We start from the raw sequence: 17,870 nt of genomic DNA, 5'->3' as shown, positions 1-17,870 counted from the left end.
AAGGCAGAGCAATATGAGGGAAGTTAATTTTTGCATGTTCTTAGGTCACAGACCCTTGCGTAGACACTCGATGAGGTTGTTCATCAATACTTCTTCGCTCAGATTACCCAACACCCATTCCCTGGCCTGATGATTAAGCATCAACCTTCCGGATCTACAGCGCTCATCCAGGTCAGACAGCTCTTTTATCAGATTCCTTACCGTATCTTCAGAACTCTCTCCCAAATCAATCCTTATAGTACATGGATGGGGGAACGAATAAATCACGTGACACCCGCACATTAAAGCCTCACGAACAGTCCCCCCAAGCGCGTCATGATGCACGGCACGCACGACGACAGCGGCCCTAAGGTATTGCTCCCCAGCATCAGTCCAGCCTAGAAATTCTATGTTATCCGGAGGATTCTCACACCAAGCTCCGCGTCCGCCCATAACGGCAAATCTTATCTTCGGCATATGACGAGCCGCCTCGACCACTTCTGCACCACAATAGTTTTTGAAATTATGGTCGGGTATGTATGTTAATACATCAAGTTTTCGTATAGGATCTGTTCTCTCATAGATGAGATCTGAGAACTTCGCTGTTGGCGAGGGGAAGGGGACGCAAATAGCCTTCACGCCAATCGTTTCAAGCTCATTTACCAGCCAAGGCGCCGCAACCAGGTGTCCGGATCTTCCCATCAGGAATCTTCCTACTTTTCTTCCCCACGCCGCCCTTATTCCTCTACCGGTGTTGAATACGTCTAACGTGCGTTGAACGTCCGAACCGATCCAATAAAATATCAATCTCCCAAAAAGGACCATATATACGATAGAAAACACATCTATCAGCAACCCCCTCGGGCGCAATTGTCCCGGCCTGAATCCGACCCTGATCACGCTGGAAGCGACTGGCAACCCCAACAAACGCCAACAGTCCTTGACGCCGACCCCTGAGACGGGACCAAGCTTGAAATCGCTATATTTTCGCAGTAGCTGGGCAAGTCTCTGCGTCCACAAGTCCGTCCCTATTACTGAGATCCTATTTGCCATATGTAATCAACCAAAGCGCCAGCACAGAAACAAGGCCACCACATAACAATGCCGTCCAGAAAAATCCTACTCCTAACAAGAAAGCCGACATAGCCAAAAGCGCCAATAAAGCAGCGACAGGACGGCAGAACGAAGTCCAGATGGAAAGCATGCTCGCTCCTGACAAGGAAAGGGCGCTGATGACCGAGAGCCCGTAAACGATCACCCCTCCGATGGCAAGCGCCTTACTGGCAAATAATATGTCCGAGGTTACCCACCCGATGACAAGTGCGGTTAGCCGATTCGCGATATCAAGCAAGCTCAACATTAAAGACCATCTGGTCTTATTAAAGGCTATGAACACAGCAGCCATGGGCGATGCAATAGACCAACCGGCGACGAGGACAGATAGCCATACGGCAAGCTCGCCTGCACTGTGCCATTTCTCGCCGAGGATCAGACGAAACAGCCAGTCTCCATGCACCGCGAGGACTCCGTAGATTCCAACGGCGGCAATGAACAGCCGGCCACAACACTGCTCCACCAACCGCTCACAAGACACCTCTTGCTTCCTCGCCCTAGTAAGCTCAACAAGCATGCTATCGCTTGTGACCTTCGCCAGCAGTGAGTTGGGAATCACAACCATTCGGTAAGCCAACATAAAGATGCCGGCGGAAGTCGCCCCTACGGCAGGCACCATGCCCAATGGCAGAAGCTGCAAAGAAAACGCCCCCAATACGGCCGACGGTAACAGCCACCGAGCCTTGTCCCATTGCTCATGCCAGCAAGCCGTCAACTGGCCTTTGGAGCGGGATTCAACTTTTTGCGATATAAACGATACCGCCAAAGTCCGCCCTATTAGCTCCCCCACCAGCAACCCACCAAGCCCGAAACTCATCATCCCGAGCATTACTTGGCCGCCTATGGCACCAGAGGACTGAATGGAACGCGCCAACGCAGCCCTCAAAACTCTATCTTCACTTATTTTTATATAATAAAAACTATTGAATATGACTGTGGCCAATACAGCATAAGAAACAAAAACAGCTTGCAGCCAGGGAAGCCCTAGAAGAACCGATATGGGAAGGCACAACACGGCGCCCGCGCTCGTACAAATGGCCACCAGCCAAAAGCTGGCGCTATAGTCCATGCTGGTGGGAATTAAGTTATCCAATCGCAGGGTTACAGCGACTGACACGATCCCCACCACAGCCATAAGCATCGAATAATGCCCAAAATCTGCAGGCAAAAACAGCCTGGACAGCAAAGGACCGGCGATCACTCCTGCTATCAGAGTGATCGCCGGCCCAAGCAGCAGATATGCTATACGCCTGCGGATGCCCACTATTTACTTGCTCTCTTATATACAATGCTTATCATAAGGGACAAGAGCGCTCCGATGATGGCCCATACCAGTACCCTATAATTTGTGTGCTGAACCACAGGATTCACCGTAATATCCGAGCTTATTTTGGCTGTCCATCCATTAAAATTCTCCATGGTCTTTGCAGACTGCCTGAACTCCCGCACCACTTCCGGAGTATCCATTTCAAATCCGGCAGCGATCGGCGGGATGTCCACATCCCTGACCGATAACAGTTCTTCAGCCTTCCTATCAAACCATGCAGATAGGGACGTCCTCATCTTTTCCCGGCTCTTCAACATTATCTGCGTCTGCCACGCACGCATTGCGTTTGTGGCACCTTCCGCCGAATCTGCCGCCACATGAAGGCTGATTCTTCTTTGATCCAATCCATCGTGAAAGCCGGATTTCAGCTCGGCATATCTTTTTATCTTTCCACCAGGATTGGACGTTAGAAACGCCTCATCTATGGTGAATTCGAAAATAATATCGTCGAGATATCTATTCCAGGAATTTATTATTGTTAAAGCGATATCTTTTTCAGTGATTTTTCTCTCATCACACTGTTGACACCGCCAGGATAGCGCAGGCCTCAGCAGTTCAGCACGCCGAAGCGCCGTTGGAGCAATATCCCAGAAATCATCGAACATAATGAGTTCCGATATCTCCGATTTTGCAACATATGTCTGTTTCTGAAAAATTGACATTTGAGCAAAACCGGCCGCAGCACCAACGACCCCTCCCACCAATATAGCCAAAATCCAATTGCGCAATCTCATTTACTTTTCTCCATTCGCCATCGAACTTCTGAAAGCGCAACCATCACCCAAAGCGACCACGCCTTCACAGCAAAATAACGCCGTTCGATAGCATAATTACATGGCAATAAAATAGACCCTAGCGCAAAAAAATACGATCACGGAAAATTCTCAGTTTAGAATCCACCACACCAACACATTGAAGGAATCAAACACCCACAACCATGTCCAAGGGACATTAGGCTGATCCCAGCCAGATACCGGCATGGAGAAACCTTTGTATATCTTTCCAAATTGACGCATCGCGCTTGAAATGCCACCGTCCAATTGCATCAAGGCTATAGCATAGCCAGCAAGCCCAGGACAAGGACGGAATGATACATCACCCAGATAGATGCGAAATTCGAAAATGGCAATAATATTTATCCGAACGAGAAGAATGATACGATAAATTTCTGAGGATACATTGTCCATTCAACCCAAATTTATTGGCAACACCGGCACATCCACATGCCGTTCTGTCTCATCAATTAGAAGGTAGAGAGACCGCGTCACCTGCTTCGAACTGGGGTTCCCGGCGCATGACCTTCCCGCCACATTCGTGACCCCGCCGCATTATCCAGTGCGATGCCAGCCGGCAGGCCGAATGGCGGCAACAACGACAGCCAAAGGTCGGACTATTGGCACGACGCTGCGTCGGATCGGCGTCTTTCACGAGCCGCAAGCCCCGCCTATCGCCCCATTCTAAGGGCCTTTTCCCATAACCAAAGGCAAGGCAACCGCTTTCCACACACAGAAGATCAGCGGGATAAAACTATCCATCCCTTTGCCATGAGCCGCAGAGCGAGCACATTGGCTCGCTGAGGAGTTCATACCGCGGAACAGGATGCCCCCGGACACACGGCATCCAGAAATCCCTCCTGCTTGGCCTGCAGATTGTGCGGTCGGCAGATGGCCTGCCCCTTCCTGCGCCACCCCCTGTTCACACACGGTACCTCCGGGTGAAAAAAGCCCACATCCGGCTGGACATCTGTTCAAATATTTCATCAAGTAACTTACAATGCAAAACCTCACCGTCAAGTGGATCTTCTAAGGGTGGGCCCCTTCTAGGAACTCACCCTCTCATGTCGCAACATAACCTTAAGTACCGTCCAGACATCGATGGCCTGAGGGCAATCGCAGTCATTTGCGTGCTGGCTTACCATGCATTCCCCGGCATCATCCCTAGCGGCTACATAGGCGTCGACGTCTTCTTCGTCATCTCAGGCTACCTGATATCGACGCTCATTCTACAAGCGGTCCACAAGGGGCGCTTCAGCTTCCTCGACTTCTACAAGCGCAGGATCAACCGCATATTTCCCGCACTTGCACTGGTACTGCTAAGCACCCTCGCTTTTGGTTGGCTGGTCTTGTTCCCCGACGAATATGCTCAGTTGGGAAAGCACGCTGCCGGTGGCGCGGGATTCGTGGCCAACCTTATTTTCATGACAGAGGCGGGCTACTTTGACAATGCCGGCGCCGCGAAACCTCTTTTGCACTTCTGGTCTCTCGGTGTTGAAGAGCAATTCTACTTATTATGGCCGATATTGATCATAATCGCACAGAAAGCACGGCAAAAGATGGCCGTTCTTATCTGTGTGCTGGGTGCCGCCTCATTTTTCTACAACATCTGGTTAATTAACATAGCCCCCATACAAACGTTTTACTCGCCAGTTACCCGCTTTTGGGAGCTGATGTTTGGCGGCCTCCTCGCTCACAACCGCATCCACAGGCACTGGATCGCCACACCATCAAGCAACCGCAAAAAGCACGCTTACGCCGCCAACATTCTGACAGGCACGGGCCTCGCGCTGATACTGGTCGCCGCTTTCTGGATACCCACGGCATCGGCATTCCCAGGTTGGTGGGGGCTGCTCCCGGCAACTGGCGCGGCGCTTATCATTTTCTCCGGTACGGAGTCATGGCTGAACAGACGGGTGTTTTCTCATCGAGTTGCCGTGTGGATCGGCCTGATTAGCTACCCTTTGTACTTATGGCACTGGCCGCTACTCTCGTTCCTCTTCATCCTGAGTGGAGGTTCGCCCAGCGAACCCGCGCGCTTTGCCGCCATAGCCGCGAGCGTGTTGCTTGCCTGGGCAACTTTCCGATATGTCGAGCCTTGCTTCCGCCATGCGCGCGCCACCACACAAAGGACGACACTCTTGGCACTTACGGTGCTTTTCACCGGAGCCCTAGGATATGCCATCTACGCTCTCGATGGCATTAGTTCCAGATCCGTGGCACAGAATGCTCAAGGCAAGACCAACGACCTGATCGCCCGGACAAAACCCATTGGCGAGCCATGCCCTCGAGAACTGACTACCCATCAGCCTGCAATGAGCGTCTGCATACGCTCACGCCCAGAGCTCGCGTCATACGCCATCTTTGGAGATAGTCATGCCGAGCATCTGTACAGCGGGATATCCGCGATTGATTCGTCACGATCATGGCTACTAATAGAGGCCAATAGTTGCCCGCCTGTCACCGGCATCGATGTCATCGGCACCACAAAGAACTGCCGCCAACGATCCGAGCGCGCCCTTGCATTTTTGAACGGCCTGCCGGATATACGAACCGTCGTATTGTCCTTCTACGGAAATTACTTCTTGGACACCTCATATGCAGCTGACCATATCGCAAAAAAGGTGGGGCCAGCGTACACACAGATCCGGAGCGACACATTCCATGACAAAACAAGGAAAGAGCTTTTTGTCGACGGATTGCGCCAGACAATCGACACCCTTGAGCAAAACGGAAAATCAGTCGTTCTGGTCATCGACGTGCCAGAACTGCCATTCTTCCCAAGAACATGCATCCCGCGCGGCACATTCACTTATTTTCAACGATCTTGCACTTTGAAAAAAACAGATGTCATGCTGCGGCAACAGCAGCTACGCGAGGTAATACAACAGCTTAGGATTTCACATCCAAAGTTGCGCGTCTTTGATCCACTACAGTTTATGTGCGACGAAGCAACATGCAAATTCGATGGTGAAAAAATGCTTCTATATCGAGACTCCAATCACCTGAGTTCCCACGGTAGCCTGCTGTTCGCCAAAGAGTTCATCCCCTGGCTGCACGCCGGGCGGTAGGCGTACCTATCGCTCGGACCTTCGCATACGCATCCCCAGAATATCTCCAGCCACATAAGCTCTATTGGCAACAAGGACAACTCAAAATGCATCGCTCGGACAGACACCCTTCTAAACTAAAAAAGAGAACGCAGTATCTTCGATACCAGGGCGCTCCCAGGTAAAATTGCGCCACATCTACTCCTTTTCTGAGTCGCGCCTCTCATGCCCTCGGCCTCCTTCCGCCTGTCCATCTGGATGTCCGCCAGCGTCGCCGCATTTTTCCTGCTGACGCTGTCGGCGCCCAGCGGCTATTCCCTGGGCGCCACCCTGCTGCTGCTGGGCGGCCTGGCGGCGACGTGGCGCTACCGCTGCGCCGCGCCGGCAGAGGCCGACGTTCAAGATCGGACGCTGATCGCGCTGCTGCTGGCGGTGTTTGCGGTGAACGCGTTGGCCGTGTTCTGGCACGGGGATTCCAGCAAGTATCTGGACCAGGGTTCGCGCTACCTGATGGCCATCCCGATCCTGTGGGGCTTGCGCTACGTGCGGCTGCGCCCCGACTGCTTGTGGGGCGGACTGGCGGCTGGCTGCCTCGGCGCGGCGGGCCTGACCTGGTGGCAGATGTCCGTATTGCGCCTGCCCCGGGCGGAAGGCTTCGTGACCAGCGCGATTCCCTTCGGGGACATCGCCCTGGCCATGGGATTCTGGAGCCTGATGGGAACCGTCTGGATGGCGCGGCAGCGGCGGTTCGGCTGGGCGGCGTTCATGCTGCTGGGCGCCCTGGGCGGCAGCTATACCTTCATTGCATCCGCCACGCGCGGCGGCCTGATCGCCATCCCGCTGCTGCTGGGGCTGGCGGCGACCGCCCTGTTGCGCCGCGAGACCTTGAAGCCCGTGCTGGCGGGAGTGGCGGTGCTGGCGGTGGGGGTCGTCGTGATGCTGGCCGCCCTGCCCGGCGGCAAGATCGCCGAAGACCGCTACAGCGACGCCATCACGGCATGGCATGAATACACACAACAGGGCGAAGTCGCCAACAACACGGTGGGCCCCCGTCTGGAGGCCTGGAAAGCCGCCCTGATCAGCATTCCCGAACGCCCGCTGCTGGGCTGGGGGCATCCGGAATACGACGCCCACCTGGAAGAGCTGATCCAGGCCGGCCGCGTGGACCCATTCATTTCCACGCTGGCCAATACCCACAACCAGTTTCTTGAAGTCTGGCTCCACCAGGGGTCGCTGGGACTGGCGGCCCTGCTGGCCCTGCTGATCGCCAGCTTCTGGTATTTCGCCCAGCGCCTGCGACACGCCGATACCGCGGTGCGGATCCTGGCCTGTTGCGGCGCCAGCCTGCCGGCGGCCTTCGCGGCCTTCAGCCTGACCCAGGTGATTCTGGGCCGCAACAACGGGGTGATCTTCTTCCTGGCATCGCTGACGATCTGGTGGGCGATGATGCGGCAGGAAGAAGCCGCCTCACCCACCCAGACGGAATAAGCCGCCCGGCACATGCCGGTGACCAGCCACGCCGCACCATTGCCATCCGGTGCGGCGTGGGTCATGCGACTGCGTCAGCGCGGCGCGGCCGGTTTCCCATCCAGGACCACGGTCATCCCCAGCCACGCCCCATGCTGCATCTGGCCGCCGCCATGCTGGCCGGTATAGGCCAGGGTGGCGGATGCCCGACGGCTGACGGGCGCATGCACACCGACGTCCAGCAGCAAGGCGTGGCGGGCGATGGGCAGCCCTGCGGCATCGAACGACAGATCCGGATCAGCCCGATACGCCTGGGGACTGCGCAGGGCGCGTCCGCCCCACAGGCTGCGCACGCCGGCCTGGGCGAACAGCCGGGCATCGCCCTGCGGGGCGGACCAGCGGCGTTCCACACGGACTCCTAGGTGGGTAAGCCAGCGTCCATCGGTCTGCGCCTCCAGGGCGACGGCGGCCAGGCCGCCGTTTTCCTGGACGCCGGGCCGCCGCAGATGCAGCCAGGCGGCGCGTACCCAGGGGGTAGCGCCCCAGCTTCCCACGGGCAGGGGCTGCGTGGGACGGGCGTCCAGCCACACCTGGGTCAGGACGGCGCGGGCGCGGCTGCCCAAGGCCGCCTCGGCGGGGTCGGCCCGGCGATCGATGCGCGCGCTGTGGCGGGACTGGGCGGCGCCCAGGGTCAGCGTGGCGGACGGCCCGCGATATCGGGCGCCCAGGCCCAAATGCGCGGCCCGGTCACGCAGGCGGTAGGCGCCGCCGTTCGCGGACTCCGCCGCATGGCCAGGCAGCGACCGCTGGCGGCTGTCCTGCCAGCCGGCGAAAGCGGCCGCGTGCCAGTTCCGCCCCAGCGGCCGGCTGACGCCCAGTTGCAGGCCGCTGGTGTCGCGGTCGTCCCCCGGCAGGCCGCCGTGGCCGCTCCGTTCGGTGTTGGCGGCCCAGGTCTGCGCCCAGGCCCGGCCGCCGCCGGTGTGGGCCAACGCCGATTCGCGCAGGAACCGGCCGTCGTCCAGCAAGGCGCTGCGCCAGCTGGAATCGGCGGTGTTCAATCCCCGGTCGTTGTAGCGCAGGGTGAGCCCGACCGACTGCGGGCCATAGTCCAGGACGGGGTCCAGGTAGCGCACGGGGCTATGCACCCGGGCGAAACGGCCATTGCCGCTGCTGATTCCCACCGGCATCATGGCGGCGGGGTCGGACGCCCTGACAAGAGCGTAGTCCAGGCCGCCGTCCGCCTGCACGATGTCGTAGCGGGTATTGGGCGCCCACTGGTCGGCAATGGGCTCCAGCCATAGATCGCCGGCCAGTCGGATGGCGCCCAGGGAATGCAGAGCGGGCTCCTCTAGGCCGACGGGGATGTGAGTGTGTGCGCTGTCGGTCAGCTGCAGGCGATTGCCGAACCACAGGGCGCCCGCCGCGCCGGGCGAGCCCGGCCGCAGATGGCCGGCGACCAGGGCGTCCAGGATCAGGCCCGTGCCGGACAGGACGGTATCCGGGCGGGTATGGATGGAGCCGAACCAGAACTGGTTCATGGCGATGCCGCCCTGCCCCATTTGCAGGCCGCCCTGGCGCAGGTCCAGGACGTGGGCCGGGGCAAAACCGGTTCCCAGCAGGCGCAAGGTGCCCGCGCCGTCCTTGACCAGCGGCGTGTAGGCGGTGATACGGCCTTGCCAGGCGGCGACGCCCCGGTCCACCCGCACGGTGACGGCTGGGTCGCCGGATGCCGGCGGCGTGACGCCCCAGGCGCCCGGCACCAACGGCGCGATGTCGGTCAGGGGCAGCGCCTGCAGGTTCTGGTCGATGGTGACGCCATCGGCCAGCTCCAGACGGGCGCCGCCGGCCATGTCCAGGGTGTTGGCGGCATGGCCCAGGGCCTGGCTCTTCTGCAAGCCCAGGCTGCCCTGCAGCAGCACGGTATTGCCGCGATAGCTGTTGGCGCCGGACAGGTTCAGGTGGCCGCCGCCCAGTTTCAGCAGCAGGGCGGGAGGCAGGACGGCCACGGCGTCGGTTTTCAGGCAGGGATCCTGCGCAGAACCGCCGGGCGCGCAGATCGCGCCCCGGATGTCCAGGGTGCGCCCGTCGGACACCAGAAAGCCGCTGTTCTGTTCCAGCAGCAGCGGGCGGGTGATCTGGGCCTGGCCTTCGCCTGGCCGGATCAGGTCGCCGCGCAAAGAAAAAGGCGCCGGGGACGGATCCCACAGCGCCAGTGATGGAATGGCCAAAGGCAGCGCCGGCGGCGGCAGGGCCCGCGACATCGCCAGCGGCAGGCTGTGCGCGATGGAGGCGGGCGGCGGGCCGTCCTGCGCGACGGCGGGCGGGGGCAGCCCCAGGCAAGCGCAAAGGACGGCGGTATGCCGGATCGACATGGACATAGAGTCTCCTGTAAGAGTTGACAGTCACACGACGTGACTGCGCTCTTTTGCCAGGAGACAGCGTTTGTAGCAATTGGTAAAGACTCTGTGGGACTCACAGCGGCGCAATCTGCCCGAACTCGACCTGGACGGTCTGCGGGCGGCCCAGGATGTCCAGCAGCAGGGTGACGCGGTCTTTGGAGACGGCCTGCACCAGGGCCTGGATGCCGGCCAGGGGGGCGTCCTGGATCTGCACCGGCATGCCGGGCTGGAAGGGGCTGATCTGGTCCATTTGCGCGGCTTCGCGCAGGGTTTCGGCCTGGCGGATCGCCTGCACGGCAGCGTCGGCCAGGGCGGCGGGCTGCGGGCCGAACATCACCAGGCGGCTGACCCCGACGGTGGAGCGCACGACCGACAGCGACTGCGTGGGCCGCGTGGGACGCAGGAACAGGTAGCGAGGGAACATCGGTTCATGCGCGGTCAGGCCGCCGGGCGCCGCGCGCGGTTTCCTGAAGACCTTGAACAGCGGCAGATAGACCTCGAAATCCTGGCGCAGCAACTGTTCCCGCGCCACCGATTCCTGGCGCGGTTTGGTGTGGACGACGTACCAGGCGGAGGCAATGGAGTCTGCTGACATGAGGAAACCGCCGGTTACTGGAGACATCGATATTGTAGGCAGGCGCCGCGACGGCCGGGGCGCCGATCGGACGGTCTCAGGGACTTGCGGATGAAAGAAAGCCGGCCCGGGCGATGCCCGGGCCGGCTCCGAAACGCTGCTTCAGGCGAGGCCGGCCGCCCCCAAGGGCGGCCCGGGCCTGATTCAGGCCTCCGCGTGCTTGGCGGCCTCGACGGCGGCCTTGGTGTCGCGTGGAGCGCCGTTGAAGAACAGGTTCAGCAGCACGGCCGACAGGGACGTCAGCAGGATGCCGGATTCGATCAGCGGATGGATGGCGTGCGGCATCCACTGGCGGAAGTTCGGCGCCACCACGGGGATCATGCCCATGCCGATGGAAATGGCCACGATCATGGCGTTGTTGCGGTTCTTGATGAAATCCACGCCGCTCAGGATGCGGATGCCGGTGGCCGTGACCATGCCGAACATCACGATCCCGGCGCCTCCCAGCACGACGGTGGGCAGGGATTCGACCAGGGCGGCCAGTTTCGGCAGCAGGCCCAGCACCAGCAGAATCACGCCGCTGGCCACGCAGACGTAGCGGCTGCGCACGCCGGTGACGGCCACCAGGCCGACGTTCTGCGAGAAGCTGGAATACGGGAAGGTGTTGAAGATGCCGCCGATCAGGGTGCCCAGGCCGTCGGTGCGCAGACCGCGCGCCAGGTCCTTCTGCCCGATCTTCTTGCCCGTCATGTCCGACAGGGCCAGGAACATGCCGGTGGACTCGATCAGGATCACGATCATGACCAGCGTCATGGTCAGGATCATCCAGAAATCGAATTTCGGCATGCCGAAGTGGAAGGGCAGGACGATGTCCACCCAGGCGGCCTTGGCGACCTTGTCGAAGTTCATGATGCCCATGGCCGTGGCGACGACGGCGCCCACCACGATGCCCAGCAGCACGGCGATGTTGCCCAGGAAGCCCTTGCAGAACTTGGCGATCAGCAGAATGGACAGCAGCACGATGGCGGCGATGCCCACGCCGGTCAGATCGGCGTATTTGGGGTTGGGGACGGTGGGCATGATCGACAGGCCCTGCGGGACCGCCGCCAGCGGCGAGCCGGGCGCGGATGCCGCCACCTGGGCGCTTTTCAGCCATGCGGCGTAGCTGGGATCGACCACGGACGGCGCGGTGGGGCCGAAGGGGTTGCCGAAGATCCAGTTGATGCCCACGCGCATCAGGGTGATGCCGATGATGGCGATGATGGTGCCGGTGACCACGGGCGGGAAGAAGCGCAGCAGCCGGCTGATCCAGGGCGCGATGATGATGGTGATGATCCCCGCCGCGATGATGGTGCCGAACAGCAGCTGGGCCCCGACGTGTCCGGGATTGCTGGTGGCGATGTGGATCATGGGGCCGACCGGGGCGAAGCTGACGCCCATGATGACGGGCAGCTTGATGCCGAACCACTGCGTGGCGCCCAGCGACTGGATGATGGTGGCCAGGCCGCAGGCGAACAGGTCGGCGGCGATCAGCAGGGATACTTCGTGGGCTTCCAGGTTCAGGGCGCGGCCGATGATCAGCGGCACGGCGACGGCGCCGGCGTACATGACCAGCACGTGCTGCAGGCCCAGCGCGGTCAGTTTGCCCATCGGCAGAACTTCATCGACCGGGGCGACGGAATTGCTCATGGTTGTCTCCAGAACGTCATTCTGATGTGTCTGCGCGCGAGGCCCTCCCTGGGTCCTCGCGCGGTTTGAAGCAATGTACCGGAGGCCCTTTCAGGCGGCTATAAGGAAAGCGCCATAAGGTGCTTTAAGCTTGACGCATAACTCAGGGATAACCCTGGGGATTTGGGTTTCAAAAGCGGGCCGGCGCCCGCCGGGGCGGGAAAACACCTAGGCGTGGAGCCGCGCAGCCGTCTCGCATAGAATAGCCCTATCCGACGAACAGGAAGCACGACATGCGCCGTCAGGCATCGACCGAGACCGCCGCGCGGGCGACGCCCGCCTACCAGCGCATCAAGGACCACGTCCTGCAGCAGATCCGCGGCGGCGCCTGGACGGAAGGCGAACTGATTCCCACCGAACTGGCGCTGTGCAAGCAGTTCGGCGTGTCGCGCATGACGGTGCATCGCGCCTTGCGCGAACTGACGGCGGACCAGGTGCTGCTGCGCTATCAGGGGTCGGGCACGTACGTGGCGCCCGCGAAGATCCCGTCCACCCTGATCGAGATCCGCAGCATCGCCCAGGATATCCGCGACCGGGGGCACCAGCATTCCTGCCACGTCCTGCTGCTGGAAAAAAGCAAGGTATCCACGACGCAGGCGCAGCGCTTTCACCTGCCGGTGGGGGCGCCGCTGTTCCATTCGATCATCGTGCATTACGAGAACGCGGAACCGATCCAGCTGGAAGACCGCGTGGTTGACGCCCGGCGCCTGCCCGACTATCTGGAACAGGACTGGTCGCGGACGACCCCCAACGAATACCTGATGCACGCCGCCCCCGCGCCCACCGGGCGCTACACGATCGAGGTCAAGCTGCCCCCGCACAGTGTGGCGGAACCGCTGGACATCCCGCCGGAACAGCCCTGCCTGGTGCTGGACCGCACGACGTTTTCCGGCGGGGCCTTCGCATCCCAGGCCGTGATGTGGTACCCCGGCAACCGCTACAAGCTGGCGGGACAGGCGTAGGGGCCGCTACGGCTGCAGCAGCACCCAGGCCAGCCGGGCCGCCACGCGGGCGGTATGGCTGTCAATGTCGAATTCGGGATTGAATTCGGCCATGTCGGCCAGGCGCAGCTTGCCGGACGCCTTGATGCGCCGGGCGCAGGCCTCGACCACGGCCAGCGGCACGCCCAGCGGCGCGGGCGCGGACACGCCGGGGGCGACGGATGCCGGCAACACGTCCAGGTCGATGGTCAGGTAGACGTGATCGGCGCCGGCCAGCAACTCGTCCAGTTCGGCCAGGCGCCGGTCCAGATGGCGTTCCTGCATCTGATCGTCTTCCACGTAGCGCACGCCCAGCGCCCGGGCATGTTCGTACAGCCCGGCCGTGTTACCCAGCGGCGAGATGCCCAGCACTGCGTAGCGCACAGGAAGGCCGCGTTGGCGGCTGTCTTCCAGGATCTGGTCGAACGGCGTGCCCGAACTGCCCGGACGGCTGGTGCGCAAGTCGAAATGGGCGTCCAGGTTCACGATCAGCAGCGATCCGCCGGGGCCCCGGGGGCCGTGCAGGTGATCGCGCAGGCCCTGGAAATCGCCCCAGGCGATTTCATGGCCGCCGCCGGCGACCACCAGGCGCGCCCCTCCGTCCAGGATCGCGGCGACCCGCGCCCCCAGGGCCGCCTGCGCGGCTTCCAGGGCGTCGCCCTGGCAGACGACGTCGCCCGCATCCCACAGCGCCTCCAGGCCATGGGCCGGCAGCCCGGCCAGCAGGCGGCGCACCTGCAGGGGGCCGCCCGCCGCCCCGGGCCGGCCGTGATTGCGCCGCACCCCGGCATCGCTGGCGAAACCCAGCAGCACACCGTCGCCGGGCCGCCAGGCGTCGTCGTGGCGCACGACCTGGAACAGGCGCCGGGTATCGCCCTGTTCAGCGGAATCGTCGCGGCCCCGCCAGACGGATTGCGGGTCGGTGTGCTGTGGGTTCATGGCTGCCTCCGGCATGACGAGCGGGATGGATGAAATATTCCGGGAAAAGTATAGACTTTTGCCGGATATCGGATGCTAGCCGCCGCCCATGCCCCGGCCCGACAGATAATCGCGCGCCAGATCCAGAAAGGCCTGCGCCACGATGCCCAGGGGCAGGTCGGCCGCGCTGGCCAGCACGATCTTCTGGGGCGGCGGCGCATCCCGCAAAGGGCGGCACGCCAGGGGGCTGCCATCGTAGGCCAGGTCGCCCGCGGGGCGCGTCACCAGGATCGAAACGCCGTGCCCGTTGGCCACCAGGGCCCGGACCATTTCGAACGACCCGACTTCCGCCACCACCTGCGGCCGCACTCCCGCGTGGCTGAACAGGGACAGGAAGTATTCCCGGCTATGCGGCGGATTGATCAGGATGAAGGGATGCCGCGCCAGATCCGCCACCGACACGTCGGGCTGCAAGGCCAGGGGATGCCCGGCCGGCAGCACGGCATAGGGCTGGCTGGCGCCGACGTCGTGCAAGCGGATCCGCCCGCCCGCCAGGCTGGTGTCGTAGACCAGCGCCAGTTCCAGGGCACCATCGGCCACCCGGTCCAGCAGATCGGCGATATGCCCTTCATGCGGCCGCAGCCGCACGTCCGGGTGATGCCGCTGGAATGCTTTCATCAGGGCCGGAAACACCAAAGGCCCCAGCGTTTCGAAACAGCCCACGGCCAGGTCTCCGCGGATGCTCCGTTCCGTCCGCTGTTCCAGGGAATGCGCTTCGCGCAGCAGGAGCATGGCCTGGCGGAAACGCTGTTCGCCTTCCGCCGTCAGCTGCAGGCCGCGCGCATGCCGCCGCACGAACAGGGACACCCCCCAGCTCGCTTCGAGTTCGCGGATGGCATGGGAAATCGAAGGCTGCGACACGTTCAGGACGCGCGCGGCCTGCAGCGTGCCGCCGTGCCGGGCGACCGCGACGAAGTATTCCAGCTGCCGGATTGAAAATTGAATCATTAAATTCTATTCAATCAATTAATTTTTAATGTTTTAAATTATACAAAGGCGCTCTTACCATGTCCCCAAAGCAAGGCGAGGGACCTCGCCGCCCGATGGCCGATGCCACCGCCCCGCGACACGGGCGCGCGGCTCGCCAACACGACGGAGACCAGAGATGCTGCGAAACACCGATTCCGGCGTTGGCCCCCTGAGCGGCCTGCGCGTGCTGGATTTCACGCGGGTGCTGTCCGGCCCGTTTTGCACCGCGCTGCTGGGCGACCTGGGCGCGCACATCATCAAGGTGGAGCCTCCCCAGGGCGACGACTACCGCGCGATCGGCCCGATGCGCGACGGGCACAGCGCGCTCTTCAGCGTCGTCAACCGGAACAAGCAAAGCCTGGTGCTGGACCTGAAGCAGCCCGAGGCGGTGGCGCTAGTTCACCGGATGGCGGCGGAAGTCGACATCGTCGTCGAAAATTTCCGGCCCGGCGTGGCGGACAAGCTGGGCATCGGCTACGGCCAGCTCGGCGCATTGAACCCCCGCCTGATCTACACCAGCATTTCCGGCTTCGGGCAGAACGGACCCGCCGCAAGCCGGCCCGCCTACGACATCGTCATCCAGGCCATGAGCGGCATCATGGAATCCACCGGGTTTCCGGACGGACCGCCGACGCTGGTCGGGGAAGCCATCACCGACGTGCTCAGCGGCCTGTTCGCGTCCTGGGGCACGCTGGCGGCGCTGATCGGCCGCGACCGCGACGGCCGGGGCACCCACGTGGATGCCGCGATGTTCGACGCCACCTTGTCGTTCACCGTCACCGCCGTGGCGCGCTACCTGTTCACCGGCAAGGACGCCCGTCGCGTGGGCAACCGGCATCCGCTGTCCGCCCCCTTCGGCGCGTATCGGGCCAAGGACGGCCATTTCGTCCTGGCCATCCTGAACAACAAGCTGTTCGCGCAGTTCGCCCGGATCATCGGCCGCGACGACCTGGCGCAGGATCCCCGCTACGCCAGCGACGAACAGCGCTCGCGGCACGAACCGCTGCTGCGGGCCGCCATCGAGTCCTGGGCGGCCGACCGGACCGTCTCCGAGGCGGTCGAGCGTTTCGAGGCGGGCGCGATCCCCGCCGCGCCGATCTGGACGGTGCGGCAGGCGCTGGACAGCGATCAGGCGCGGCATCGCCGGTTGCTGCGGGACACGGACGACCCGCGCCTGCCCGGTCTGCGGCTGCCCCGCCAGCCGATCCAGTTTTCCGCCTGGGAAAGCCAGCCGACGCGCCCGGCCCCGGATCTGGGGGCCGACACCGACGCAGCCCTGCACAGCTTGCTGGGCCTGAGCCTGGACAAGATCGCCGCATTGCGCGACCTGGGCGTCTTCGGACGCTGAATTCCTCTCGAAGACACAGGAGATACCTCATGAATCCGCGTTTGGGCGTCCGCGAGGACGATCTGGAAATCGCCGCCGCCATCGGCCGCTACGCGGCCGCCGAAATCGCTCCTCTGGCCGCCGAGCTGGACGAACAGTCCCGATCGGCCACCTGCCACGTGCCCGGCCTGTCGGCCCTGGGCGTCATGGGCATGAACCTGCCCGAGCGCTGGGGCGGCGCGGGCGTCAGCCCCACGGCGCTGGTCCTGTCCATCGTCGAGATCGCCCGCCGCTGCGCCGCGACCTCGTCCATGATCGGCGCCCACTACCTGGCCACCGATTCGATCCTGATCGGGGCGGACGACGATCTGCGCGCGCACTACCTGCCCCGGGCGGCCCGGGGCGACATCCTGGGCGCCTTCGCCCTGACCGAGCCCCGGGCGGGATCCAACCCGGCGGACATGAGCACGCGGGCCCGCCGCGAGGGCGACCAGTACCGCCTGAACGGGGTCAAGCACTTCATCTCGAACGCCGGCGAGGCCGATTTCATCGTGGTCTACGCCAAGACCGACCCGCAAGCCGGCAGCCGGGGCATCAGCGCCTTCGTCGTGGACAAGGACACCCCCGGCCTGCAGGTCTCCAGGCCCGAAAAGCTGATGGGCATCCGGGGCGGCCATGCCTTCGAAGTCGCGCTGGACTGCAGTGTGCCGGCGAGCCGGCGGCTGGGCGAGGAAGGCAGCGGATTTCGCACCGCCATGAAGGTGCTGGACAACAGCCGCCTGGACGTCGCCGCCACCAGCCTGGGCATCGCGGAAGCGGCCCTGGAAGCGGCCGTGTCCTGGTCGCGGGAGCGCCTGATCGGCGGCCAGCCGCTGGCCGACAAACAGGGCATCCAGTGGATGCTGGCCGACATGAAGCTGCGCCTGGAAGCCGCCTGGGCGCTGACATTGCAAGCCACCCACAAGCGCGGGCTGGGCGAGCGGTTCTCCACGGAGTCCGCCATGGCGAAGCTGTACGCGTCTGAAGCGGTCGGCTTCATCACCGACCGCGCCCTGCAGATCCACGGCGGCTACGGCTACACGCGCGACATGCCGCTGGAACGCTACGCGCGCGATGCCAGGATCCTGCGCATCTACGAGGGTTCGTCCGAGATCCAGCGCACCATCATCGCGCGCGCAATGCTGGGATAGGCCGGCCGGGATGAGC

Annotated in this window: 14 protein-coding genes; 5 read left to right on the top strand and 9 right to left on the bottom strand. The window is 62.5% G+C overall.

Going from position 1 to position 17,870, the window contains the following annotated elements:
- Positions 1-45 precede the first annotated feature (45 nt).
- The 4 genes from Q0263_RS01065 to Q0263_RS01050 all read right to left on the bottom strand — a co-directional run bounded on the left by Q0263_RS01065 (position 46) and on the right by Q0263_RS01050 (position 3,606).
- The gene (locus Q0263_RS01065; RefSeq protein WP_298012474.1) at positions 46-1,032 is read right to left on the bottom strand and encodes a hypothetical protein; all 987 of its coding nucleotides are present in this window, start codon (positions 1,030-1,032) and stop codon (positions 46-48) included.
- Entirely contained in the window at positions 1,022-2,293 is a 1,272-nt protein-coding gene (locus Q0263_RS01060) for an oligosaccharide flippase family protein (RefSeq protein WP_298012472.1), read from the bottom strand. The genes Q0263_RS01065 and Q0263_RS01060 overlap by 11 nt, the downstream gene beginning before the upstream one ends.
- A gap of 62 nt (positions 2,294-2,355) precedes the next feature.
- Entirely contained in the window at positions 2,356-3,153 is a 798-nt protein-coding gene (locus tag Q0263_RS01055; RefSeq protein ID WP_298012470.1) for a hypothetical protein, read from the bottom strand.
- Positions 3,154-3,303: 150 nt separating this feature from the next.
- Positions 3,304-3,606, bottom strand: coding sequence for a hypothetical protein (locus Q0263_RS01050; protein ID WP_298012467.1), 303 nt, complete (start codon positions 3,604-3,606; stop codon positions 3,304-3,306).
- Between the two features lie 650 nt (positions 3,607-4,256).
- On the opposite strand from Q0263_RS01050, the gene Q0263_RS01045 reads away from it, so the two are divergent.
- Both Q0263_RS01045 and Q0263_RS01040 read left to right on the top strand, forming a co-directional pair.
- A complete protein-coding gene (locus tag Q0263_RS01045) occupies positions 4,257-6,263 on the top strand; it encodes an acyltransferase family protein (protein WP_298012464.1) in 2,007 nt (668 codons plus the stop codon).
- Positions 6,264-6,467: 204 nt separating this feature from the next.
- On the top strand, positions 6,468-7,730 hold the full coding sequence (locus Q0263_RS01040; protein ID WP_298012462.1) for an O-antigen ligase family protein: 1,263 nt from the start codon (positions 6,468-6,470) through the stop codon (positions 7,728-7,730).
- 74 nt (positions 7,731-7,804) lie between these two features.
- Here Q0263_RS01040 and Q0263_RS01035 read toward each other — a convergent pair whose 3' ends face one another.
- From Q0263_RS01035 to Q0263_RS01025, 3 genes are all read right to left on the bottom strand, one after another.
- Positions 7,805-10,087, bottom strand: coding sequence for an autotransporter outer membrane beta-barrel domain-containing protein (locus Q0263_RS01035; protein ID WP_298012460.1), 2,283 nt, complete (start codon positions 10,085-10,087; stop codon positions 7,805-7,807).
- Positions 10,088-10,181: 94 nt separating this feature from the next.
- Positions 10,182-10,703, bottom strand: a complete 522-nt coding sequence (locus Q0263_RS01030) for a transcription termination/antitermination NusG family protein (RefSeq protein WP_298012458.1) — start codon at positions 10,701-10,703, stop codon at positions 10,182-10,184.
- Between the two features lie 183 nt (positions 10,704-10,886).
- A complete protein-coding gene (locus tag Q0263_RS01025) occupies positions 10,887-12,371 on the bottom strand; it encodes a nucleobase:cation symporter-2 family protein (RefSeq protein ID WP_298012456.1) in 1,485 nt (494 codons plus the stop codon).
- Positions 12,372-12,643: 272 nt separating this feature from the next.
- Between Q0263_RS01025 and hutC the strand changes: the two genes are divergently transcribed.
- Positions 12,644-13,372, top strand: a complete 729-nt coding sequence (gene hutC / locus Q0263_RS01020; RefSeq protein WP_298012454.1) for a histidine utilization repressor — start codon at positions 12,644-12,646, stop codon at positions 13,370-13,372.
- 6 nt (positions 13,373-13,378) lie between these two features.
- Here hutC and hutG read toward each other — a convergent pair whose 3' ends face one another.
- Together hutG and Q0263_RS01010 are read right to left on the bottom strand one after the other, a co-directional pair.
- On the bottom strand, positions 13,379-14,329 hold the full coding sequence (hutG, locus tag Q0263_RS01015; protein WP_298012453.1) for a formimidoylglutamase: 951 nt from the start codon (positions 14,327-14,329) through the stop codon (positions 13,379-13,381).
- A 75-nt stretch (positions 14,330-14,404) separates the two neighbouring features.
- Positions 14,405-15,316: a LysR family transcriptional regulator gene (locus Q0263_RS01010; protein ID WP_298012450.1), complete on the bottom strand. Its 912-nt coding sequence runs from the start codon at positions 15,314-15,316 to the stop codon at positions 14,405-14,407.
- Between the two features lie 157 nt (positions 15,317-15,473).
- On the opposite strand from Q0263_RS01010, the gene Q0263_RS01005 reads away from it, so the two are divergent.
- Both Q0263_RS01005 and Q0263_RS01000 read left to right on the top strand, forming a co-directional pair.
- Positions 15,474-16,685, top strand: a complete 1,212-nt coding sequence (locus tag Q0263_RS01005) for a CoA transferase (RefSeq protein WP_298012447.1) — start codon at positions 15,474-15,476, stop codon at positions 16,683-16,685.
- A gap of 29 nt (positions 16,686-16,714) precedes the next feature.
- Positions 16,715-17,854, top strand: a complete 1,140-nt coding sequence (locus Q0263_RS01000) for an acyl-CoA dehydrogenase family protein (RefSeq protein WP_298012445.1) — start codon at positions 16,715-16,717, stop codon at positions 17,852-17,854.
- Positions 17,855-17,870: the final 16 nt, after the last annotated feature.

It is taken from the genome of uncultured Castellaniella sp., assembly GCF_937988725.1.
Taxonomy (GTDB): Bacteria; Pseudomonadota; Gammaproteobacteria; order Burkholderiales; family Burkholderiaceae_B; genus Castellaniella.
Note: the sequence above shows the minus strand (reverse complement) of the source record. Positions and strands in the feature narration are given on the sequence as shown.